This is a genomic window from Pseudomonas sp. 58(2021), assembly GCF_017491585.1.
Taxonomy (GTDB): domain Bacteria; phylum Pseudomonadota; class Gammaproteobacteria; order Pseudomonadales; family Pseudomonadaceae; genus Aquipseudomonas; species Aquipseudomonas fluorescens_BT.
The window spans coordinates 77199-96732 of the sequence record NZ_JAFGYZ010000012.1; the positions used below are offsets into that span (position 1 = coordinate 77199).

The 19534-nt window shown below is 60.5% G+C and carries 20 protein-coding genes and 1 pseudogene; 15 read left to right on the forward strand and 6 right to left on the reverse strand.

Features of this window, described 5'->3' with window-relative positions:
* Positions 1-92: 92 nt before the first annotated feature.
* Entirely contained in the window at positions 93-461 is a 369-nt protein-coding gene (locus tag J5M72_RS15630) for a hypothetical protein (protein ID WP_169429446.1), read from the reverse strand.
* 223 nt (positions 462-684) lie between these two features.
* Here J5M72_RS15630 and J5M72_RS15635 point away from each other — a divergent pair, with 223 nt between their 5' ends.
* Complete coding sequence (locus tag J5M72_RS15635) at positions 685-1983, forward strand: serine/threonine protein kinase (protein ID WP_207866268.1); 1299 nt, start codon at positions 685-687, stop codon at positions 1981-1983.
* On the forward strand, positions 1976-2764 hold the full coding sequence (locus tag J5M72_RS15640) for a VacJ family lipoprotein (protein WP_169429444.1): 789 nt from the start codon (positions 1976-1978) through the stop codon (positions 2762-2764). The genes J5M72_RS15635 and J5M72_RS15640 overlap by 8 nt, the downstream gene beginning before the upstream one ends.
* Before the next feature lie 64 nt (positions 2765-2828).
* On the opposite strand, the gene J5M72_RS15645 is transcribed toward J5M72_RS15640, so the two are convergent.
* Entirely contained in the window at positions 2829-3743 is a 915-nt protein-coding gene (locus J5M72_RS15645) for a DUF808 domain-containing protein (RefSeq protein WP_207866270.1), read from the reverse strand.
* Positions 3744-3877: 134 nt separating this feature from the next.
* Between J5M72_RS15645 and J5M72_RS15650 the strand changes: the two genes are divergently transcribed.
* On the forward strand, positions 3878-4483 hold the full coding sequence (locus tag J5M72_RS15650; RefSeq protein WP_169429442.1) for a TetR/AcrR family transcriptional regulator: 606 nt from the start codon (positions 3878-3880) through the stop codon (positions 4481-4483).
* Positions 4484-4596: 113 nt separating this feature from the next.
* On the opposite strand, the gene J5M72_RS15655 is transcribed toward J5M72_RS15650, so the two are convergent.
* Positions 4597-5055 (reverse strand): transposase, encoded by a 459-nt coding sequence (locus J5M72_RS15655; RefSeq protein WP_207866386.1) that lies wholly within the window; start codon positions 5053-5055, stop codon positions 4597-4599.
* A gap of 199 nt (positions 5056-5254) precedes the next feature.
* The gene (locus J5M72_RS15660) at positions 5255-5695 is read right to left on the reverse strand and encodes a heme-binding protein (protein ID WP_169429440.1); all 441 of its coding nucleotides are present in this window, start codon (positions 5693-5695) and stop codon (positions 5255-5257) included.
* A gap of 267 nt (positions 5696-5962) precedes the next feature.
* On the opposite strand from J5M72_RS15660, the gene gcl reads away from it, so the two are divergent.
* The 8 genes from gcl (at position 5963) to J5M72_RS15700 (ending at position 15609) form a co-directional block, all read left to right on the forward strand.
* The gene (gene gcl / locus J5M72_RS15665; protein WP_207866272.1) at positions 5963-7738 is read left to right on the forward strand and encodes a glyoxylate carboligase; all 1776 of its coding nucleotides are present in this window, start codon (positions 5963-5965) and stop codon (positions 7736-7738) included.
* Between the two features lie 178 nt (positions 7739-7916).
* Positions 7917-8699 carry a hydroxypyruvate isomerase gene (gene hyi / locus J5M72_RS15670; protein ID WP_011333102.1) on the forward strand — a complete coding sequence of 261 codons (783 nt, stop codon included), beginning with the start codon at positions 7917-7919 and terminating at the stop codon, positions 8697-8699.
* A gap of 159 nt (positions 8700-8858) precedes the next feature.
* Positions 8859-9752, forward strand: coding sequence for a 2-hydroxy-3-oxopropionate reductase (locus J5M72_RS15675; RefSeq protein ID WP_207866274.1), 894 nt, complete (start codon positions 8859-8861; stop codon positions 9750-9752).
* Positions 9753-9911: 159 nt separating this feature from the next.
* Positions 9912-11186: a glycerate kinase gene (locus J5M72_RS15680; protein WP_207866276.1), complete on the forward strand. Its 1275-nt coding sequence runs from the start codon at positions 9912-9914 to the stop codon at positions 11184-11186.
* Complete coding sequence (gene pyk / locus J5M72_RS15685) at positions 11183-12598, forward strand: pyruvate kinase (protein WP_207866278.1); 1416 nt, start codon at positions 11183-11185, stop codon at positions 12596-12598. The genes J5M72_RS15680 and pyk overlap by 4 nt, the downstream gene beginning before the upstream one ends.
* A gap of 146 nt (positions 12599-12744) precedes the next feature.
* Positions 12745-13659: an urea transporter gene (locus J5M72_RS15690; protein ID WP_207866279.1), complete on the forward strand. Its 915-nt coding sequence runs from the start codon at positions 12745-12747 to the stop codon at positions 13657-13659.
* Positions 13660-13680: 21 nt separating this feature from the next.
* A complete protein-coding gene (locus J5M72_RS15695; RefSeq protein ID WP_207866280.1) occupies positions 13681-14505 on the forward strand; it encodes an ion transporter in 825 nt (274 codons plus the stop codon).
* A gap of 105 nt (positions 14506-14610) precedes the next feature.
* The gene (locus tag J5M72_RS15700) at positions 14611-15609 is read left to right on the forward strand and encodes a sulfate ABC transporter substrate-binding protein (protein WP_169429434.1); all 999 of its coding nucleotides are present in this window, start codon (positions 14611-14613) and stop codon (positions 15607-15609) included.
* 55 nt (positions 15610-15664) lie between these two features.
* On the opposite strand, the gene J5M72_RS15705 is transcribed toward J5M72_RS15700, so the two are convergent.
* Complete coding sequence (locus J5M72_RS15705; RefSeq protein WP_207866281.1) at positions 15665-16285, reverse strand: DUF5666 domain-containing protein; 621 nt, start codon at positions 16283-16285, stop codon at positions 15665-15667.
* Positions 16286-16528: 243 nt separating this feature from the next.
* Here J5M72_RS15705 and J5M72_RS15710 point away from each other — a divergent pair, with 243 nt between their 5' ends.
* A complete protein-coding gene (locus J5M72_RS15710; RefSeq protein ID WP_207866282.1) occupies positions 16529-17716 on the forward strand; it encodes an MFS transporter in 1188 nt (395 codons plus the stop codon).
* Positions 17717-17764: 48 nt separating this feature from the next.
* On the opposite strand, the gene J5M72_RS15715 is transcribed toward J5M72_RS15710, so the two are convergent.
* Positions 17765-18169 carry a type II toxin-antitoxin system HicB family antitoxin gene (locus J5M72_RS15715; RefSeq protein ID WP_085699412.1) on the reverse strand — a complete coding sequence of 135 codons (405 nt, stop codon included), beginning with the start codon at positions 18167-18169 and terminating at the stop codon, positions 17765-17767.
* Positions 18170-18271: 102 nt separating this feature from the next.
* Between J5M72_RS15715 and J5M72_RS28960 the strand changes: the two are divergent.
* The 3 genes and pseudogenes from J5M72_RS28960 to J5M72_RS15725 all read left to right on the forward strand — a co-directional run.
* A pseudogene (locus tag J5M72_RS28960) lies at positions 18272-18364 on the forward strand (LysR family transcriptional regulator); the annotation flags it as partial.
* A gap of 84 nt (positions 18365-18448) precedes the next feature.
* Positions 18449-18916: a helix-turn-helix domain-containing protein gene (locus tag J5M72_RS15720; RefSeq protein ID WP_207866283.1), complete on the forward strand. Its 468-nt coding sequence runs from the start codon at positions 18449-18451 to the stop codon at positions 18914-18916.
* Complete coding sequence (locus J5M72_RS15725) at positions 18913-19488, forward strand: PIN domain-containing protein (protein WP_108560305.1); 576 nt, start codon at positions 18913-18915, stop codon at positions 19486-19488. The genes J5M72_RS15720 and J5M72_RS15725 overlap by 4 nt, the downstream gene beginning before the upstream one ends.
* Positions 19489-19534 lie beyond the last annotated feature (46 nt).

Below are 19534 nucleotides of genomic sequence, written 5' to 3' on the forward strand. Positions count from 1 at the left end.
GCAAGCCAGCTCCCACAGGATTCCCGTCTGCCACAGGTTCTGTGTCTGCATGGATCAAGTATGGGAGCTGGCTTGCCAGCGATGGCTGACTGTCAGACGCCGCGAGACTCTCTAACCAGCCGCAACCCGGCAATCACCACCGCAAACACCGCCAGCGTCGTGTTGTACAGCGCCAGCGCCGGCAACCCGAACACCAGCGCCAGCACCGCCAGCCACCACCCTGCCCGTCCTGGCACGACAAAACCGATCACCGCAGCTGCAATGGCCGCCCAGCCCAGCACCTGAAAGTGGATCAACAGCCCAAGGTTCGAGCGCACCGAGCATTCCCATCGGCTCGCCTCATCCACGCAGATGCCCACCCATTGCGCGTCCTCCATAAAGCCATAACGCGCGCCATAACTGGCAGCCAGCCATAACGGCAACAGAACGAGCAGCAGAATCACAGGCAAGCGGCGGGACATGGAGCACTCCAATCGATGAAATCGGCGGCCAGCTTAATCGCCTGCCAGCCTTGTGCAAGAACTAACAACTCTTAACTGGTCATTCGATCCGCGCAAAGTGTATCGTCCGACTGCTATTACCCCGAATTCCGTCAGTTTGGTGCCTCGGCATGGCACTTTGGCGCTAACCCAGTGGTCATAGCCTGCGAACCTCATTCGGCACCTTCCTTTAAGGGATTCACTCATGCTCCGATCCTTGCGCTTCGCCGCCCTGTTTGGCGGCCTTATTCTGAGTGCGTCCGCGCTGGCGGTGGATATCGACGCCGCCAGCTATGGCTATCCCCTGACCAACCCGTTCGAAGCGACCATCGCCACCACGCCGCCGGACCTGCGTCCGGAGTTGCCGTCGGACGACGACATCAATCAGACCGACCGCAGCGTCACCCTGCGCCCGGAACGCGAGTTCATCCTGCCGGACAATTTCTGGGCAGTGAAAAAGCTCACCTATCGCATCGCCACCCAGGACAAGGCTGCCCCGCTGATCTTCCTGATTGCCGGCACCGGCGCGCGTTATGACAGCAGCCTCAACGAATACCTGAAAAAGCTCTACTACAAGGCCGGCTACCACGTGGTGCAGCTGTCCTCCCCCACCAGTTTCGACTTCATGAGCGCCGCCTCGCGTTTCGCCACCCCCGGCGTGACCAAGGAAGACGCCGAAGACATGTACCGGGTGATGCAGGCCGTTCGCGCGCAAAATCCGAAAGTGCCGGTCACCGACTATTACTTGAGCGGCTACAGCCTCGGTGCGCTGGACGCTGCGTTCGTCGCCCACCTGGACGAAACCCGCCGCAGTTTCAACTTCAAGAAAGTCCTGCTGCTGAATCCGCCGGTCAACCTCTACACCTCGATCACCAACCTCGACAAGCTGGTGCAGACCGAGGTCAAGGGCATCAACAACAGCACCACGTTCTATGAACTGGTGCTGTCCAAGTTGACCCGCTACTTCCAGCAAAAGGGCTACATCGACCTCAACGATGCGTTGCTCTATGACTTCCAGCAGTCCAAGCAGCACCTGAGCAACGAGCAGATGGCGATGCTGATCGGCACCTCGTTCCGTTTCTCGGCCGCCGACATCGCCTTTACCTCTGACCTGATCAACCGTCGCGGCCTGATCACCCCGCCGAAATTCCCGATCACCGAAGGCACCAGTCTCACGCCGTTCCTCAAGCGTGCGCTGCAATGCGACTTCGACTGCTACCTGACTGAACAGGTGATCCCGATGTGGCGCGCTCGCACCGACGGCGGCAGCCTGCTGCAACTGATCGATCAGGTCAGCCTGTACGCCCTCAAGGATTACCTGCACGACAGCCCGAAAATCGCCGTGATGCACAACGCCGACGACGTGATCCTCGGCCCCGGCGACCTCGGTTTCCTGCGCAAGACCTTCGGCGATCGGCTGACGGTTTACCCACTGGGCGGCCATTGCGGCAACCTTAACTACCGCGTCAACAGCGACGCCATGCTGGAGTTCTTCCGTGGCTAAATATCTCCTGCTGTTTGCAGCGTTACTCTGTGCAGGCGTGGCCCAGGCCGACAACAGCAAAGCCAACGCACCGGTGGTGGTCGACAGTGACGGCTTCAAGGAGCCGCTGTCCAAACTCAAGTTCAACCCGGGGCTGGACCAGCGCGAGTTCGAGCGCTCCACGCTCAACGCGCTGAATGTGTATGACCCGCTGGAATCGTGGAACCGCCGGGTCTACCACTTCAACTACCGCTTCGACCAATGGGTGTTCCTGCCGGTGGTCGATGGTTATCGTTATGTCACGCCCGGCTTCGTGCGTTCCGGTGTGAGCAACTTTTTCAACAACCTTGGCGACGTGCCGAACCTGGTCAACAGCCTGTTGCAGTTCAAAGGCAAGCGCTCGATGGAAACCACCGCGCGCCTGCTGCTCAACACCACCATCGGCATCGCCGGCCTGTGGGATCCGGCCACCGCCATGGGCCTGCCACGCCAGAACGAAGACTTCGGCCAGACCCTGGGCTTCTACGGTGTACCGGGCGGCGCCTACTTCGTGCTGCCGATTCTCGGCCCGTCGAACATCCGCGACACCGCGGGCCTCGCGGTGGACTACACCGCCGAATCGGCGATCAACTACCTGAACGTATCGAAAGTCAGCGAAAACCATCCGGAAATCTGGGCGCTGCGGGCAGTCGACAAGCGCTATCAGACCCATTTCCGATACGGCCAGATGAACTCGCCGTTCGAGTACGAGAAGGTGCGCTACGTGTATACCGAATCGCGCAAACTGCAGATCGCCGAGTAAATCCGGCAGTTACAAAAAAAGGCCATACGATGCAAATCGAATGGCCTTTTTCATTGAGCAGACATCAGCCCTTCAGGGCTTTCCAGATCTTCCCGACGACCGATACAACAGCCAGCACCACCGCCCCCGCCACGACCCCCGCGACGCCGTTGAGCAACACAGGCACTGCAAACCCTACGCTGCCCGCCGCAGCGGCCACGCTCTCGATCCAGTCATGCACCTGCGGTACGCCGTGAGTGAGGATGCCGCCGCCGACCAGGAACATCGCCGCCGTGCCGATCACCGACAAGCCTTTCATCATGTAAGGCGCGGCCCGCAGGATCGCGTTGCCAATGCGTTTCGCCGCAGCGCCGGGCTTCTGCGTCAGCCACAGACCGAGGTCATCGAGCTTGACGATCCCGGCCACCAGGCCATAGACGCCCACGGTCATGACGACGGCGATGCCCGACATCACGATCACTTGCTGGGTCAGCGAAGCCTCGGCCACGGTGCCGAGGGTGATGGCGATGATTTCCGCCGAAAGGATGAAGTCGGTGCGGATCGCGCCTTTGATCTTGTCCTTCTCGTAGGCCACCAGATCGGTCGCAGGATCGGCCACCGCGGCGGTCAACTGCGCATGCTCGGCCTGATCTTCATCCTTGCCGTGCAGCAGCGGGTGCGCGAGCTTTTCGAAACCTTCGAAGCACAGATACGCGCCACCGACCATCAACAGCGGCGTCACCAGCCACGGCACAAAGGCACTGATCGCCAGCGCCGACGGTACCAGGATCAGCTTGTTGACGAACGAGCCCTTGGCCACCGCCCACACGACGGGAATTTCCCGCTCGGCGCGTACGCCGGAGACTTGCTGGGCATTGAGCGCCAAGTCATCGCCGAGCACCCCGGCGGTCTTCTTGGCGGCCATTTTGCTCATCAACGCCACATCATCCAGAACGGTAGCGATGTCGTCGATCAGCACCAGCAAACTGCTTCCTGCCATGAATCATGTTTCCTTATGTGAATAATGCCGCGCAGCATACCGCGACTGCAGGCCACACGGGGCATTGTTGAGCGTCGCGCGAGGCCGGTGCTACCATGCGCAACCGCCAGAACAGGCAAGGAACCACCGGGTTTATGAGCACAATCCGCGAGCGCAACAAAGAACTGATCCTGCGTGCCGCCAGTGAAGAGTTTGCCGACAAGGGCTTCGCGGCGACCAAAACCAGCGACATCGCCGCCAAGGCAGGACTGCCCAAGCCCAACGTCTATTACTACTTCAAGTCCAAGGAAAACCTCTACCGCGAGGTGCTGGAAAGTATCATCGTGCCGATCCTGCAGGCCTCGACCCCGTTCAACCCGGACGGCGTACCTAGCGAAGTGCTGAGCGGCTACATCCGCTCGAAGATCCGCATCTCCCGCGACCTGCCGTTTGCCTCCAAGGTGTTCGCCAGCGAAATCATGCACGGCGCCCCGCACCTGAGCGCCGACCTGGTCGAGCAACTCAATGGCCAGGCCAAGCACAACATCAACTGCATCCAGACCTGGATCGACCGCGGCCAGATCGCCCCGATCGACCCCAACCACCTGATGTTCAGCATCTGGGCCGCGACCCAGACCTACGCCGACTTCGACTGGCAGATCTCCGCCGTGACCGGCAAGGAAAAGCTCGACGAAGCCGACTATGAAGCAGCGGCACAAACCATCACCCGGTTGGTGCTCAAGGGCTGCGAGCCGGACTGAAAGACTGCGCTGAATGCATCGCGAGCAAGCTCACTCCCACATTTGATCTATGAGCACCACAAATCAAATGTGGGAGCAGGCTTGCTCGCGAATGTGGCAACTCGGTCTCACGGTCAGACCCAGATCGCATCCCACAGGGGATAGTCACCGAGCTTTTCCACCAGTCCAGCCCGCAACGGGTTGGCTACGACGTACCGTGCCAACCTAACCAGACTTTCCTCCTGCCGAAGCGAATGATCATGGAAGCTTGGTTGCCACAGGCTACCCGTCCTGCCAGTCGCTGAATTGACTGATCTGGCACTCAAGGACTTGACCTGACACATCAACTGCCCCAGTGATCCTTTCTGCAATTGCACCAGCCAGTGGAAGTGATCCGGCATGACGACCCAAGCCAATGAATCAATAAACCCCGTATCTTGTGCATGCCTGAACTGATGAACAACTAGTCTTCCCAAGGCGTAATCCTTGAAGACAGGTTCGCGTTTATGAGTATTGGCTGTCAGGAGATAGATGCGATTTTGTTCGGTAAAACGTCCGACTCTAAGTCGGTGTGATGCAGACAGTTTCGGCATTCCATTGCCTTTTCTCATGATTGACTTCATGAAAAGGCTAGCCGGGAGTATCGAATATTGAAGGCAAGATTTTTAGCTGGATATGTCTGGAAAATCGCCTTCGCGAGCAAGCCCGCTCCCACATTCGACCGAGTTCCTTCAGTACAAATGAGGTCAACCGTGGGCCTGCTCGCGACAACGTCAATTCAAACGCCGCAAATCACGCAGCCACCCCCGCATCCGCCCGCAGATCCAGGGCCTCCACGGCCTTGATTGCCACCTGCTCATCGATGTCCGACAGATCGCCGCTGATGCCGATCGCACCCAGCACGCTCCCCGCCTGATCACGAATCAACACACCACCCGGTGCCGGCACGACGCTGCCCTGCCCCATGCTGTTGAGTGCGGCGATGAACGCGGGGCGTTGTTGCGCGTCCAGCGCCAGCAGGCGTGAGCCCTTGCCCAGGGCGATGGCGCCCCAGGCTTTGCCGATGGCGATGTTCGGGCGCAGCAGGCTGGCGCCGTCTTCGCGTTGCAGGGTGACCAGATGGCCGCCGGTATCCAGTACCGCGATGGTCAGCGGCGCAGCGGAGATCGCACGCCCTGCATTGATGGCTTCGTTGACCAGCTTGACTGCGACTTTCAAGGTTAAAGCGCTCATGGTGCCGTCCTCATTTTGTTATTGGGAAAGTCGTTGGGCTGCGCGTTTGTGCCGCAGTCCGATGCCACAAATAGAACACAATGAATTATTTTTTGTATACAATAATTCTCGAAAAGCGCCTCATGCGACGAAAAGCCACAGCAGAACAGGCTTCCGACGAATGAAACAGCCGCTTGAGAAAATGGATTGACCTGCGCCGTCCGCCGTGAATACACTCTGCGCAAAGCCACTTGTATACAATTACAAAACGTAAAGAGGCACAAAACCATGAGCAAAATGAGAGCAATCGAAGCCGCCGTTCTGGTGATGCGCCGTGAAGGGGTTGATACCGCTTTTGGCATTCCGGGTGCTGCGATCAACCCGCTGTATTCCGCCCTGAAGAAAGTCGGTGGCATCGATCACGTCCTCGCTCGCCACGTTGAAGGCGCCTCGCACATGGCCGAGGGCTACACCCGCACCAAGGCCGGCAACATCGGCGTGTGCATCGGCACTTCCGGCCCGGCCGGTACCGACATGGTCACCGGTCTGTACAGCGCCTCCGCGGACTCGATCCCGATCCTCTGCATCACCGGGCAAGCACCCCGTGCCCGGATGCACAAGGAAGACTTCCAGGCCGTCGACATCACCAGCATCGTCAAGCCGGTGACCAAGTGGGCAACCACCGTTCTGGAGCCGGGCCAGGTGCCTTACGCGTTCCAGAAAGCTTTCTATGAAATGCGCTCCGGCCGTCCGGGCCCGGTGCTGATCGACCTGCCGTTCGACGTGCAGATGGCCGAAATCGAATTCGACATCGACGCCTACCAGCCACTGCCGCTGGCCAAGCCGAGCGCGACTCGCGTGCAGGTTGAAAAGGCCCTGGCGATGCTTGATCAGGCCGAGCGTCCATTGCTGGTGGCCGGTGGCGGCATCATTAACGCCGACGCCAGCGATCTGCTGGTCGAGTTCGCCGAGCTGACCGGCATCCCGGTCATCCCGACCCTGATGGGCTGGGGCACGATTCCGGACGATCACCCGCTGATGGTCGGCATGGTCGGTCTGCAGACTTCGCACCGTTACGGCAACGCCACGATGCTGAAATCCGACGTGGTGCTGGGCATCGGTAACCGTTGGGCCAACCGTCACACCGGTTCGGTCGATGTTTACACCGAAGGTCGCAAGTTCATTCACGTCGACATCGAAGGCACCCAGATCGGCCGCGTGTTCACTCCGGACCTGGGCATCGTTTCCGACGCCGCCGCCGCGCTGACCGTGTTCATCGAGGTCGCCCGTGAATGGCAAGCCGCCGGCAAACTGAAAAACCGCTCTGCCTGGCTGCAGGACTGCCAGCAGCGCAAGTCCAGCCTGCAACGCAAGACCCACTTCGACAACGTGCCGGTCAAGCCGCAGCGCGTTTACGAAGAAATGAACCAGGTGTTCGGCAAGGACACCTGCTACGTCAGCACCATTGGTCTGTCGCAGATTGCCGGCGCGCAGTTCCTGCACGTCTACAAGCCGCGTCACTGGATCAACTGCGGCCAGGCCGGCCCGTTGGGCTGGACCATTCCGGCAGCGCTGGGCGTGGTGAAGGCCGATCCGAACCGTAAAGTCGTGGCCCTGTCGGGGGACTATGACTTCCAGTTCATGATCGAAGAACTGGCGGTCGGCGCCCAGTTCAAACTGCCGTACATCCACGTCGTGGTGAACAACTCGTACCTGGGGCTGATCCGTCAGGCCCAGCGCGGGTTCGAAATGGACTACTGCGTGCAGCTGTCCTTCGATAACCTCAACGCACCGGAACTCAACGGTTACGGTGTCGATCACGTCGCCGTCGCCGAAGGCCTGGGCTGCAAGGCACTGCGTGTGTTCGAACCGGCTGACATCGCCCCTGCCCTGCGCAAGGCCGAAGAGCTGATCGAAGAGTTCAAGGTGCCGGTGATCGTCGAGATCATTCTGGAGCGTGTGACCAACATCTCCATGGGGACCGAGATCAACGCCGTCAACGAATTCGAAGACCTGGCGCTGGTCGGCAACGATGCGCCTACCGCGATTTCGTTGCTCGACTGATTGCTTTTAGCCCCCTCTCCCTCCGGGAGAGGGCTGGGGTGAGGGAAAGGTTTTGCAGTGCTCGCAAAATCGGGATCAGACTCAAGATTCCCCCTCACCCTAACCCTCTCCCCCAGGAGAGGGGACTTGATCGCGTTTAGTCTGACCACCCGCGTCAAAACCGTTTTAGGAGACCACCATGCCGCGTTTCGCAGCCAACCTGTCCATGCTGTTCACCGAACAGGATTTCCTTGCCCGTTTCGACGCCGCCGCCAAGGCTGGCTTCAGCGGTGTCGAGTATCTGTTTCCGTACGATTTCAGCTCTGCCGAAATCAAGGCCAGACTCGACGCCAACGGTCTGACCCAAGTGCTGTTCAACCTGCCGGCCGGCGACTGGGCCAAGGGCGAGCGCGGTATCGCGTGCCTGCCGGACCGGGTCGAAGAGTTCCGTGCCGGGGTCGATCTGGCCATCGCTTACGCACAGGTCCTGGGCAACACCCAAGTCAACTGCCTGGCCGGTATTCGTCCGCAGGGCGTGGACGATGCCACCGTTGAAAAGACCTTCGTCGCCAACCTCAAGTACGCCGCCGACAAGCTGCAAGCCGTCGGCATCAAACTGGTGATGGAAGCGATCAACACCCGCGACATCCCGGGTTTCTACCTGAACAACACGGCGCAGGCCCTGTCGATTCGCGAGCAGGTCGGCAGCGCCAATCTGTTCCTGCAATACGACATCTATCACATGCAAATCATGGAAGGCGATCTGGCCCGCACCCTGCAATCGCACCTGGCCGAGATCAACCATGTGCAGCTGGCCGACAATCCGGGCCGCAACGAGCCGGGCACTGGCGAGATCAACTACCGCTTCCTGTTCGAACACCTTGATCGCATCGGTTATCAGGGCTGGGTCGGCTGCGAGTACAAACCGCTGACCACGACTGAAGCGGGCCTCGGCTGGCTGAAGACCCATAACGCGATTTAAGAACAATGCAAAACCCTGTGGGAGCGGGCTTGCTCGCGAAGACGGTGTGTCAGTCACCGAAGATGTTGAATGTTGAACCGCATTCGCGAGCAAACCCGCTCCCACCCAAAGCAACACCCCCTATTTGCTTGAGCAAGACAAAAACAAGAGGAATTTCTCATGGCTAAAATCGGATTCATCGGCACCGGCATCATGGGCCACCCAATGGCGGCGAACCTGCAGAAAGCCGGTCACAGCCTGTTCCTGTCGGCGCACCACGACGCCGCCCCTGCCGACCTGGTCGCTGCTGGCGCCGTCGCTCTGGCCAACCCACGCGAAGTGGCGCAGGAAGCCGAATTCATCATCGTCATGGTCCCGGATACCCCGCAGGTCGAAGACGTGCTGTTCCGCGCCGACGGCGTCGCGGCCGGTATCGGCAAGGGCAAGGTGGTGATCGACATGAGCTCGATCTCGCCGACCGCCACCAAGGCTTTCGCGGCGAAGATCAACGAGAAAGGCGCGCAATACCTCGACGCTCCGGTGTCCGGTGGGGAAGTCGGTGCCAAGGCCGCGACCCTGAGCATCATGGTCGGTGGCGACGCCGATGCCTTCGAACGCGCACTGCCGCTGTTCCAGGCCATGGGCAAGAACATCACCCGGGTCGGCGGCAATGGCGACGGTCAGACCGCCAAGGTGGCGAACCAGATCATCGTTGCCCTGAACATTCAGGCCGTGGCCGAAGCCCTGCTGTTCGCGTCGAAAAACGGTGCCGATCCAGCCAAGGTACGCGAAGCGCTGATGGGCGGTTTCGCCTCCTCGAAGATCCTCGAAGTGCACGGCGAGCGCATGATCAAGGGCACCTTCGATCCGGGCTTCCGCATCAGCCTGCACCAGAAGGACCTGAACCTGGCCCTGCAAGGCGCCAAGGAGCTGAACATCAACCTGCCGAACACCGCCAACGCCCAGCAAGTGTTCAGCACCTGCGCGGCCATCGGTGGCAGCAACTGGGACCACTCGGCGCTGATCAAGGGCCTGGAACACATGGCCAACTTCTCGATTCGCGACAAGAAGTAAGCCCTGCCCCAACCTGCATCAAACCTGTGGGAGCCAGCCTGCTGGCGATGAAATCGACGCGGAGTGTCTGCCAGACCTCAGCGCCTGAATCGCTAGCAGGCTAGCTCCCACAGGGTTCCGAGTTGCCCTTTCGAATAACAAGAATTCCGGGAGCCCGCCATGTCGGTCGATCCGCAACAACTGCTGCGCGAGCTGTTTGCCACAGCCATCGACGCGGCCCATCCGAACCAGGTCCTCGAAGCGCATCTGCCGGCCGATCGCACAGGTCGCGTGATCGTCATCGGCGCCGGCAAGGCTGCCGCCGCCATGGCGCAAGTGGTCGAGCGCTGCTGGGAAGGTGAAGTCTCGGGCCTTGTGGTGACCCGCTACGGTCACGGCGCCCCGTGTGAAAAAATCGAAGTGGTCGAAGCCGCGCACCCGGTGCCGGACGCTGCCGGTCTGGCCGTGGCCAAACGCGTGCTGGAACTGGTCAGCAACCTGACCGAAGAAGACCGCGTGATTTTCCTGTTGTCCGGCGGCGGTTCTGCCCTGCTGGCGCTGCCGGCCGAAGGCATCACCCTGGCCGACAAACAGTCGATCAACAAAGCCCTGCTCAAATCCGGCGCGACCATCGGCGAGATGAACTGCGTGCGCAAGCACCTCTCGGCGATCAAGGGCGGACGCCTGGGCAAAGCCTGCTGGCCCGCCACTGTTTATACCTACGCGATTTCCGATGTGCCGGGCGATCTCGCCACAGTCATCGCCTCCGGCCCGACCGTGGCCGACCCGAGCACCAGCGCCGAAGCGCTGGCGATCATCAAGCGCTACGGCATCGAGATTCCGGCCTCCGTGCGCAGCTGGCTGCAAAGCCCGGAATCGGAAACCGTCAAACCCGGTGATCCGAGCCTGGCCCGCAGTCACTTCCAGTTGATCGCCCGCCCCCAGCAATCGCTGGATGCGGCGGCGGTGAAATGCCGTCAGGCCGGTTTCAGCACGCTGATCCTCGGCGACCTGGAAGGCGAATCCCGCGAAGTGGCGAAAGTCCACGCCGGCATCGCGCGCCAGATCATCCATCACGGTCAGCCGCTGGCGGCGCCGTGCGTGATTCTCTCCGGCGGCGAAACCACGGTGACCGTGCGCGGCAATGGCCGTGGCGGACGCAACGCCGAATTTCTCCTCAGCCTCACCGACAGCCTCAAGGGCCAGCCCGGCGTCTACGCCCTGGCCGGTGACACCGACGGCATCGACGGCTCGGAAGACAACGCCGGCGCGATCATGACCCCGGACAGCTACGCCCGCGCCACCGCCCTGGGCCTGAGCGCCAGCGACGAGCTGGATAACAACAACGGTTACGGCTACTTCGCGGCGCTCGATGCGCTGATCGTCACCGAGCCGACCCGCACCAACGTCAACGACTTCCGCGCCATCCTGATCCTCGAGAGCTCTAAATCATGACGCCTGATAAAAAGGTCAAAATCCTCGCCACCCTCGGGCCAGCCGTCGACGGCATCGAAGACATCCGCGAGCTGGTCGAGGCCGGGGTCAATATCTTCCGCCTCAACTTCAGCCACGGCGATCACGCCGACCACGCCAAGCGCTATCAGTGGATCCGCGAAGTCGAGCGCCAGCTCAACTATCCGCTCGGGATCCTGATGGACCTGCAAGGGCCGAAACTGCGGGTCGGCAAGTTCGCTGACGGCAAGGTTCAGCTGCATCGCGGTCAGGCCTTCCGCCTTGATCTGGACGCGACACCGGGCGACGAACGCCGGGTGAACCTGCCGCACCCGGAGATCATCGCGGCGCTTGAAGCCGGGATGGATCTGCTGCTCGATGACGGCAAACTGCGACTGCGCGTCGTCACCAAATACTCCGATGCGATCGACACCACCGTGCTCAACGGTGGCGAGCTGTCGGATCGCAAAGGTGTGAACGTGCCGCAAGCGGTGCTCGATCTGAGCCCGCTGACCACCAAGGATCGCCGCGACCTGAGTTTCGGTCTGGAACTGGGTGTGGACTGGGTCGCGCTGTCGTTCGTGCAGCGTCCGCAAGACATCCGCGAGGCCCGCGAGCTGATCGGCGACAAGGCGTTCCTGATGGCGAAAATCGAGAAGCCGTCGGCCGTCGAGCAACTGCGCGAGATCGCCGAACTGAGCGACGCGATCATGGTGGCTCGCGGTGACCTGGGCGTGGAAGTGCCGGCCGAGAGCGTGCCGCAGATCCAGAAAAACATCATCACCACCTGCCGCCAGCTCGGCAAACCGGTGGTGGTGGCGACGCAGATGCTCGAGTCGATGCGCTTCTCCCCGGCGCCGACCCGCGCCGAAGTCACCGACGTGGCCAACGCCGTGGCCGAAGGTGCCGACGCGGTGATGCTGTCAGCCGAAACCGCGTCCGGTGAGTACCCGCTGGAAGCCGTGCAGATGATGAGCAAGATCATCCGCCAGGTGGAGAACGGTCCGGATTACCAGACCCAACTCGACGTCAGCCGGCCGAAAGCCGAAGCGACCGTGTCCGATGCAATCAGCTGTGCAATACGTCGGATCAGCAACGTGTTGCCGGTGGCGGTGCTGGTCAACTACAGCGAGTCCGGTGCATCGAGTCTGCGTGCGGCGCGGGAGCGGCCGAAAGCGCCGATCCTCAACCTGACGCCGAACCTGCAGACCGCACGCCGCTTGAGCGTGGCGTGGGGCATTCATTCGGTGGTCAATGATCGCCTGCGTCAGGTGGATGAAGTGTGTTCGACCGCGCTGGAAATCGCCCAGGCGCAAGGCATGGCCGAGCGTGGCGACACGCTGCTGATCACTGCGGGGGTGCCGTTCGGGCAGCCTGGATCGACTAACTCGCTGCGTATCGAAACGTTGATTTAGCGCCTGTACCGGCCTCTTCGCGAGCAGGCTCGCTCCCACAGTTGATTTGTGTGCATCACAAACTCAATGACTGAACAAAGATTCAATGTGGGAGCCAGCCTGCTGGCGAAGAAGGCAACTCGGTTTCACTGACTTTCAGAACTGCCATGCCTGCCAATCATTTCAACACCCACTGCCCCGACTGGGCCGAGGCTTTGCTCAACGGCTTCAGTCAAATCTTCCTCCAGCGTCATCCGCTGTGTGGCCTGCTGTGCCTTTTGGCCATTTTATTCACCGCGCCGGTGCTGTTCGCCGGCGCGCTGCTGGGCGCGGTCGCCGGATTGCTCACCGCGCAACGGCGCAACTACGCCAAGGCGGATCGCCAGGCCGGACTGTTCAGCTACAACGGCGTGCTGGTCGGTCTGTTGCTGAGCCTGTATTTCCCCTGGTCGCCGATGCTGCCGCCGCTGATTCTGGCGGCCGGTGGTCTGAGCGCGATGATCACGCAGCAGTGGCTCAAACGCGCACGCCTCACCGAATACCTGCCCGCCTACACCGCGCCTTTTGTGTTGCTGAGCTGGGTGTTCCTGTGTTTCGCCGAAGCTTCGACGCCTGCTCCGGCGCTTGAGCTGAACACCGTGAACCTGCTCGGTGCCGCCCTGAAAGGCTTCGGTCAGGTGATGTTTCTCAACCATCCATTGGCCGGTGGATTGATCGCCGCCGGTTTGCTGATCGCCGATCGCCGGGCCTTTGCCTGGGCGCTGCTGGCTTCGGCGATTGGCCTGGGTTCCAGCCTGTCGCACCACGACAGCCAGGTCGCGCTGCTGGGTCTGGGTGGTTACAACGCAGTCCTCGCCGCCCTCGCCTTCAGCGCCCAGCGCCAACAACCGTGGCTGCCGCTGTTCGGCATCGGCCTGGCGCTGCTGCTGACACCGCTGTTCAGTGCCTTGGGGCTGGCGACCCTCACGGCGCCGTTCATTCTCGCTTGCTGGCTGCTGCGCAGCGGCATTCGCCTGATGCACCAACCCGAGTTGAACGCGGCGCCTTGCGCTGACGGGGAGAATCAACCTAGGCTGCGCTGATCTTTGATTCAGGCGTGATCCATGGACAGTAACAAGCACTGGCGTGAACAGCTTTACGTCATGATTTTCCAGAGCGACACCCCCGCCGGGCGACGTTTCGACGGCATTCTGCTGCTGATCATTCTGGCCAGCCTGGTGATCGTGATGCTCGACAGCATCGACAGCATTCACCGCAATTACGCCGATGTGCTGGCGTATATCGAGTGGGGGTTCACCATCATCTTTGCCGGCGAGTACATCCTGCGTCTGTACTGCTCGCCCAAACCGCTGCGCTACGCCTTCAGTTTTTATGGACTGGTGGATCTGCTGGCGATCGTGCCGGGTATCCTGGCGCTGTACTACAGCGATGCGCAGTACCTGCTGATTATCCGGATCATCCGGATGCTACGGATTTTCCGCGTCCTCAAACTCAGTCCCTACCTCAAGCAAGCCAACTACCTGATGTCGGCGCTGCGCGGCAGCAAGCAGAAGATCGTGGTGTTTCTGGTGAGCGTCTGCACACTCGTAACGGTCTTCGGCACGTTGATGTACGTGATCGAAGGCCCGGAACACGGATTCACCAGCATTCCCAAGGGCATCTATTGGGCTATCGTGACCCTGACTACCGTCGGCTTCGGCGACATCGTGCCGAAGACGCCGTTGGGCCAGGTGATTTCGTCGCTGGTGATGATCACCGGTTACTCGATCATCGCGGTGCCCACCGGGATCTTCACCGCTGAACTGGCCAATGCGATGCGTGGTGAACAGTTGCAACACGACTGCCCGGTTTGCCAGAAAAAGAGCCATGAAAGCAGCGCCGCTTTCTGTTCGCGATGCGGCAACCCGTTATTTAAGAAAATGGAATAAGCAAAGTTCTTTTTAATCTTTAAGCGACTATGCGTGCCCCGCTATAGTCGCTGGCAAATGGCCTCATCTTTGTAAAAAACACCCCTACAGAACAAGGAATGCGCAGTGAAAAAACTCTTTGGCGCCTCACTTCTCGCCGCTGGTCTGGCCTTCGGCAGCGTGGCTCAGGCCGCACCGACCCTGCTTAACGTTTCCTACGACGTGATGCGCGATTTCTACAAGGACTACAACACTGCGTTCCAGAAACACTGGCAGGCCGAACACAACGAAAACATCACGGTGCAAATGTCTTTCGGCGGTTCGAGCAAACAGGCGCGCTCGGTGATCGACGGCCTGCCGGCTGACGTCATCACCATGAACATGGCCACCGACATCAACGCTCTGGCGGACAACGGCCAACTGGTACCGAAGGATTGGGTCACCCGTCTGCCGAACAACAGTGCGCCATTCACCTCGGCCACCGTGTTCATCGTGCGCAAAGGCAACCCGAAAGCCCTGAAAGACTGGCCGGATCTGCTCAAGGACGGCGTGCAAGTGATCGTGCCGAACCCGAAAACCTCGGGCAACGGCCGCTACACCTACCTGTCGGCCTGGGGCTATGTGCTGAAGAATGGCGGTGATGAAAACAAGGCCAAGGCCTTCGTCGGCAAACTGTTCAAGCAAGCGCCGGTGCTCGATACCGGCGGCCGTGCCGCCACCACCACCTTCATGACCAACCAGATCGGCGACGTGCTGGTGACCTTCGAGAACGAAGCCGAAATGATCGCCCGCGAGTTCGGCCGCGACCAGTTCGAAGTCATCTACCCGAGCGTCTCCGCCGAAGCCGAGCCACCGGTGTCGGTGGTCGACAAAGTGGTCGAGAAGAAAGGCTCCCGCGCCGCGGCCGAGGAATACCTGAAGTACCTGTGGTCGCCGGAAGGTCAGGAAATCGCCGCCGCCAACTACCTGCGTCCACGTGACCCGGCGGTACTGGCCAAATACACCGACCGCTTCCCGAAAGTCGACTTCCTGTCGGTCGAGAAAACCTTCGGCGACTGGCGCACCGTGCAGAAGACCCACTTCAATGACGGCGGGATCTTCGACCAGATCTACAATGGCCAGTAAGGCGTGAGCTGAAATGAAAAAGGCGACCTCGAGAGGTCGCCTTTTTTGTGAGCGGCTACATGGGCGGCTTGACGCCATCCTTGCCCGCCGAGATCGATTGCGCGGTCAGCGTGCCGTCCGCGCTCTGGGTCACGAAGGTGACGATCTTCACGCCAACCTTGAGCAGGCTGCGATCGCCGGGCGTCAGGTTGACGATCGGCACGTCCTCCGGCACCAGGATCTTCTGCTGGCCGCCCTTGTAATTGACGGTCAGCACCCGGCCGTTGCTCACCACCAGATCGCCGACGCTGCCGTTGGTCATGCTGCTGCCCTTGGCCAGGTCGAACGGCCGATGACCGTCGCCGCTGCCGGCCAGTTCCGGCGGGAACACGTGAACCTCCAGCGCCTTGAGCGTGCCATCTTCCTGGGGAATGGCGGCCGATCCGATGTAGCTGCCGGGCTTGATGTCTTCGATGTTGGCCAGGGTGACGGCGCGGACTTTGGTGTCCGGGGTCAACTGGACGACCACGTTTTCACCGCTGTTGAGGTGAACCTTGAGCGAGTCGGGGCTGACCCCGGTGATTTCGCCGCGCACGCCCATGCGCATGCCCGGAGCTTCGCCGGCGTAGACGCTCCCGGCACCCAGTACGCCGATCATTACAAGAGTCGTGGTGTGGCGAAGCAGCTGTCGAAACATCGCAATCCTCCGGTTGTTTGCAGGTGGAAACCCAATGACAACATAAGCACGCTATCGAACAAGATGTAAGTGAATGTATCATCGGCCCTCCCCGGTCGGACGCAAGGTTCGCCGATGGACGACACTTCACCGGCTGCCATCTATTCCGCAACGGAATGACTGATATCGATCCAAGGCTTCTACCGCCGGTCCGGTTCGTCCCTTAGCCTCACCGCATTCCTTTTCGCTGGATCGAGAAACCCTATGACCGCCACAACTCACGCAATGACCCGAGGCATGGTGCTGCTGTTCGCTTTCTGCTGCGGCGCCATCGTTGCCAACATCTACTACGCCCAGCCAATCATCGGCCTGATTGCGCCGGACATCGGCCTGACTGACACCATGGCCAGCTTCATCGTGTCGCTGACCCAGATCGGCTATGCGCTGGGCCTGTTCTTCCTGGTGCCGCTGGCGGACCTGCTGGAAAACCGCCGCTTGATGATCATCACCACGGTGGTGGCGATTGCCAGTCTGTTGGGGGCGGCGTTTACCGATCAGCCCAATGTGTTCCTGCTGATTTCGCTGCTGGTGGGCTTCAGCTCGGTGTCGGTGCAGATCCTGATTCCGCTGGCGGCGCATCTGGCGCCCGAGGAATCCCGTGGCCGGGTGGTCGGCGGCATCATGGGCGGTTTGCTGCTGGGGATTCTGCTGGCGCGTCCGGTATCGAGCGTCGTTGCCGACCATCTCGGCTGGCGGGCGATGTTCATGATCGCGGCGGGGTTGATGGCGGCGATCAGCATCGTGCTGGCCCTGACCGTGCCCAAGCGCCAACCTGATCACAGTGCTTCCTACGGCCAGTTGATCGGCTCGCTGTGGACGCTGCTGCGCCAGCAACCGGTGCTGCGTCAGCGGGCGTTCTACCAGGCCTGCATGTTCGCCACCTTCAGCCTGTTCTGGACCGCCGTGCCGCTGGAACTGGCGCGCAACCATGGCCTGTCCCAGAGTGAAATCGCGATCTTCGCCCTGGTCGGTGCCATCGGTGCCATCGCCGCCCCGATCAGCGGACGCCTGGCCGACGCCGGCCACACCCGCATCGCCTCGCTGCTGGCCATGCTGTTCGCCAGCCTGAGCTTCCTGCCGGCCTTCATCCACCCGGCCTACAGCGTGATCGGCCTGGCCGTGACCGGCGTGGTGCTCGACTTCTGCGTGCAGATGAACATGGTGCTCGGCCAGCGCGCGGTCTACTCCCTCGACGCCAAAAGCCGCGGCCGCCTCAACGCGCTGTACATGACCAGCATCTTTGTCGGTGGCGCCTTCGGCTCGTCGGTGGCCAGCGCGGTGTACGAACATGGCGGCTGGTTGTGGATCGTGATTGTCGGCAGCGCCTTCCCGCTGCTGGCACTGGTGCGGTTTTTGAGTGTTTCGCAAAAGGCTGCTTTGGCGACTGTCTGAAATCTGAAAAAAGCACTGTCGGATCACTGATCCGACAGTGCTCGATGCTCAATGCCGAACCAGTTTTTCCATGGCGGCATCTGCCAGAAAGGAAGAGCGGCTTTTGACGTTGTGTTCACGCACGTAGCGGTCGATCCGCTGGATGACATAGCCGGGCAACGTCACGTTCACCTTCTCGGTCTTGCCCATGTATGGCGAGATGTCCAGCTCGAGCATGCCCCAGCCCATGTCGGCAAACTCCGGGTTGTTGCGATGGGCGGCTGCCGAGGTCGGCATCGGAATCGAATCACCATCCGCCGCGATTTCCTGCAGCATGATGTGGGCAATCTCGACGGCTGCGTTGTAGGCATCCTCAAACGTATCACCGGCGGTTACCGCGCCGGGAATATCGGGGATCTGAATACCGATGGCGGTGTTCTCGTCACCCCACTCGATGCAGATTGGGTATTGCATTGTGAAATTGCCTCGCCCATTAAAGTAACTCTAGAGATACCTTTAGTAGCCTGCGGAAGGTTGTGACGCAACATTGGTTGTTTTGCAGGATGTTTTGACTACCTGTCGGCGGTGTTTCCGACGGGCAGGCTGGCCAGCGTCAAGGCGCGGGCGTTCGTTGAATATGTGCAGGGGTTATTGGCGAAAAAACCATAAAACCGACAATTGTTTCGTTTATTGCGATTTTCGCTTATTTCGAATAACGTTCCGGCATTCCTCATTTCCAAAGCCGGACTCGCCATGTCGACCGTTATTCATCCCTCCATCAGCCTCCCCGTAGAACGCGAAATAAAAGCCGCCATTGAAGGGCAGCGTGCCCTGGCCGCTTACCTTGCGACCCATTTCGAGACCCAGCACATTCAGATTTTCGACGAGCAGAATGAAGCTCATCGCGTTGAACTGCCCACCTCGGCCCTGCGTCTGCTGATCGACATTCTGGCGGAGCTGGCAGCCGGCAACGCGGTTCAGGTCGTACCGGTGCATGCCGAATTGACGACCCAGGAAGCCGCCGACCTGCTCAACGTCTCACGTCCACACCTCATAAAACTGCTGGAAAGCGGCGAGTTGTCCTACCACAAAACAGGCAAGCACCGACGTGTGCGTTTTGCCGATCTGATGGACTATAAGACCCGGCGCACCAGCGCCAGCGAGCAGGCAATGGCGCTTCTCGCAGAGCAAGCTCAGGCGTTAAGGACAGGATACGAGTGAGGCATTCCTCTTTCACCGCTTTATATGATGCATGCGTCTTGTACCCCGCCCCCTTGAGAGATTTCCTCATGTGGCTTGCCCTCTCGGGGCGATTTCGGGCGCGATGGACCCAGGAGATTCACTGCGAATGGAAACGCAATCTGCTGAAGAACCGCCCTGACCTGACGATGGAACAGCTGGATCGTACGTCCGGCCTGATGGATCAAGCGATACCCGACGCCTGTGTCCATGACTATGAAGACCTGATTGCCGGACTCAGCTTGCCCGACTGCGATGATCGTCATGTTCTGGCAGCGGCCATCCGTTGCGGCGCAAGCGTGATAGTGACGTTCAACCAGAAAGACTTTCCCTGCAAAGCGCTGGAGCCTTTCGGCATCGAAGCGCAGCATCCGGACGAGTTCGTCGACAACCTCTTGGGGCTTGATGCGGCAGCAGTGGTTGCAGCGGCCCAAAAACAGCGTCGGCAGCTGAAAATGCCTGCCATGGACGTCGAACCCTTTCTTGATCTACTGCAACGACAAGGCCTGATTAAATCGGTCCAGGCACTCAGCAGTTATCACGCGATCCTTTAAAAACTCATCACCCCAGACAGCAAAACGGCGATCCTGAGATCGCCGT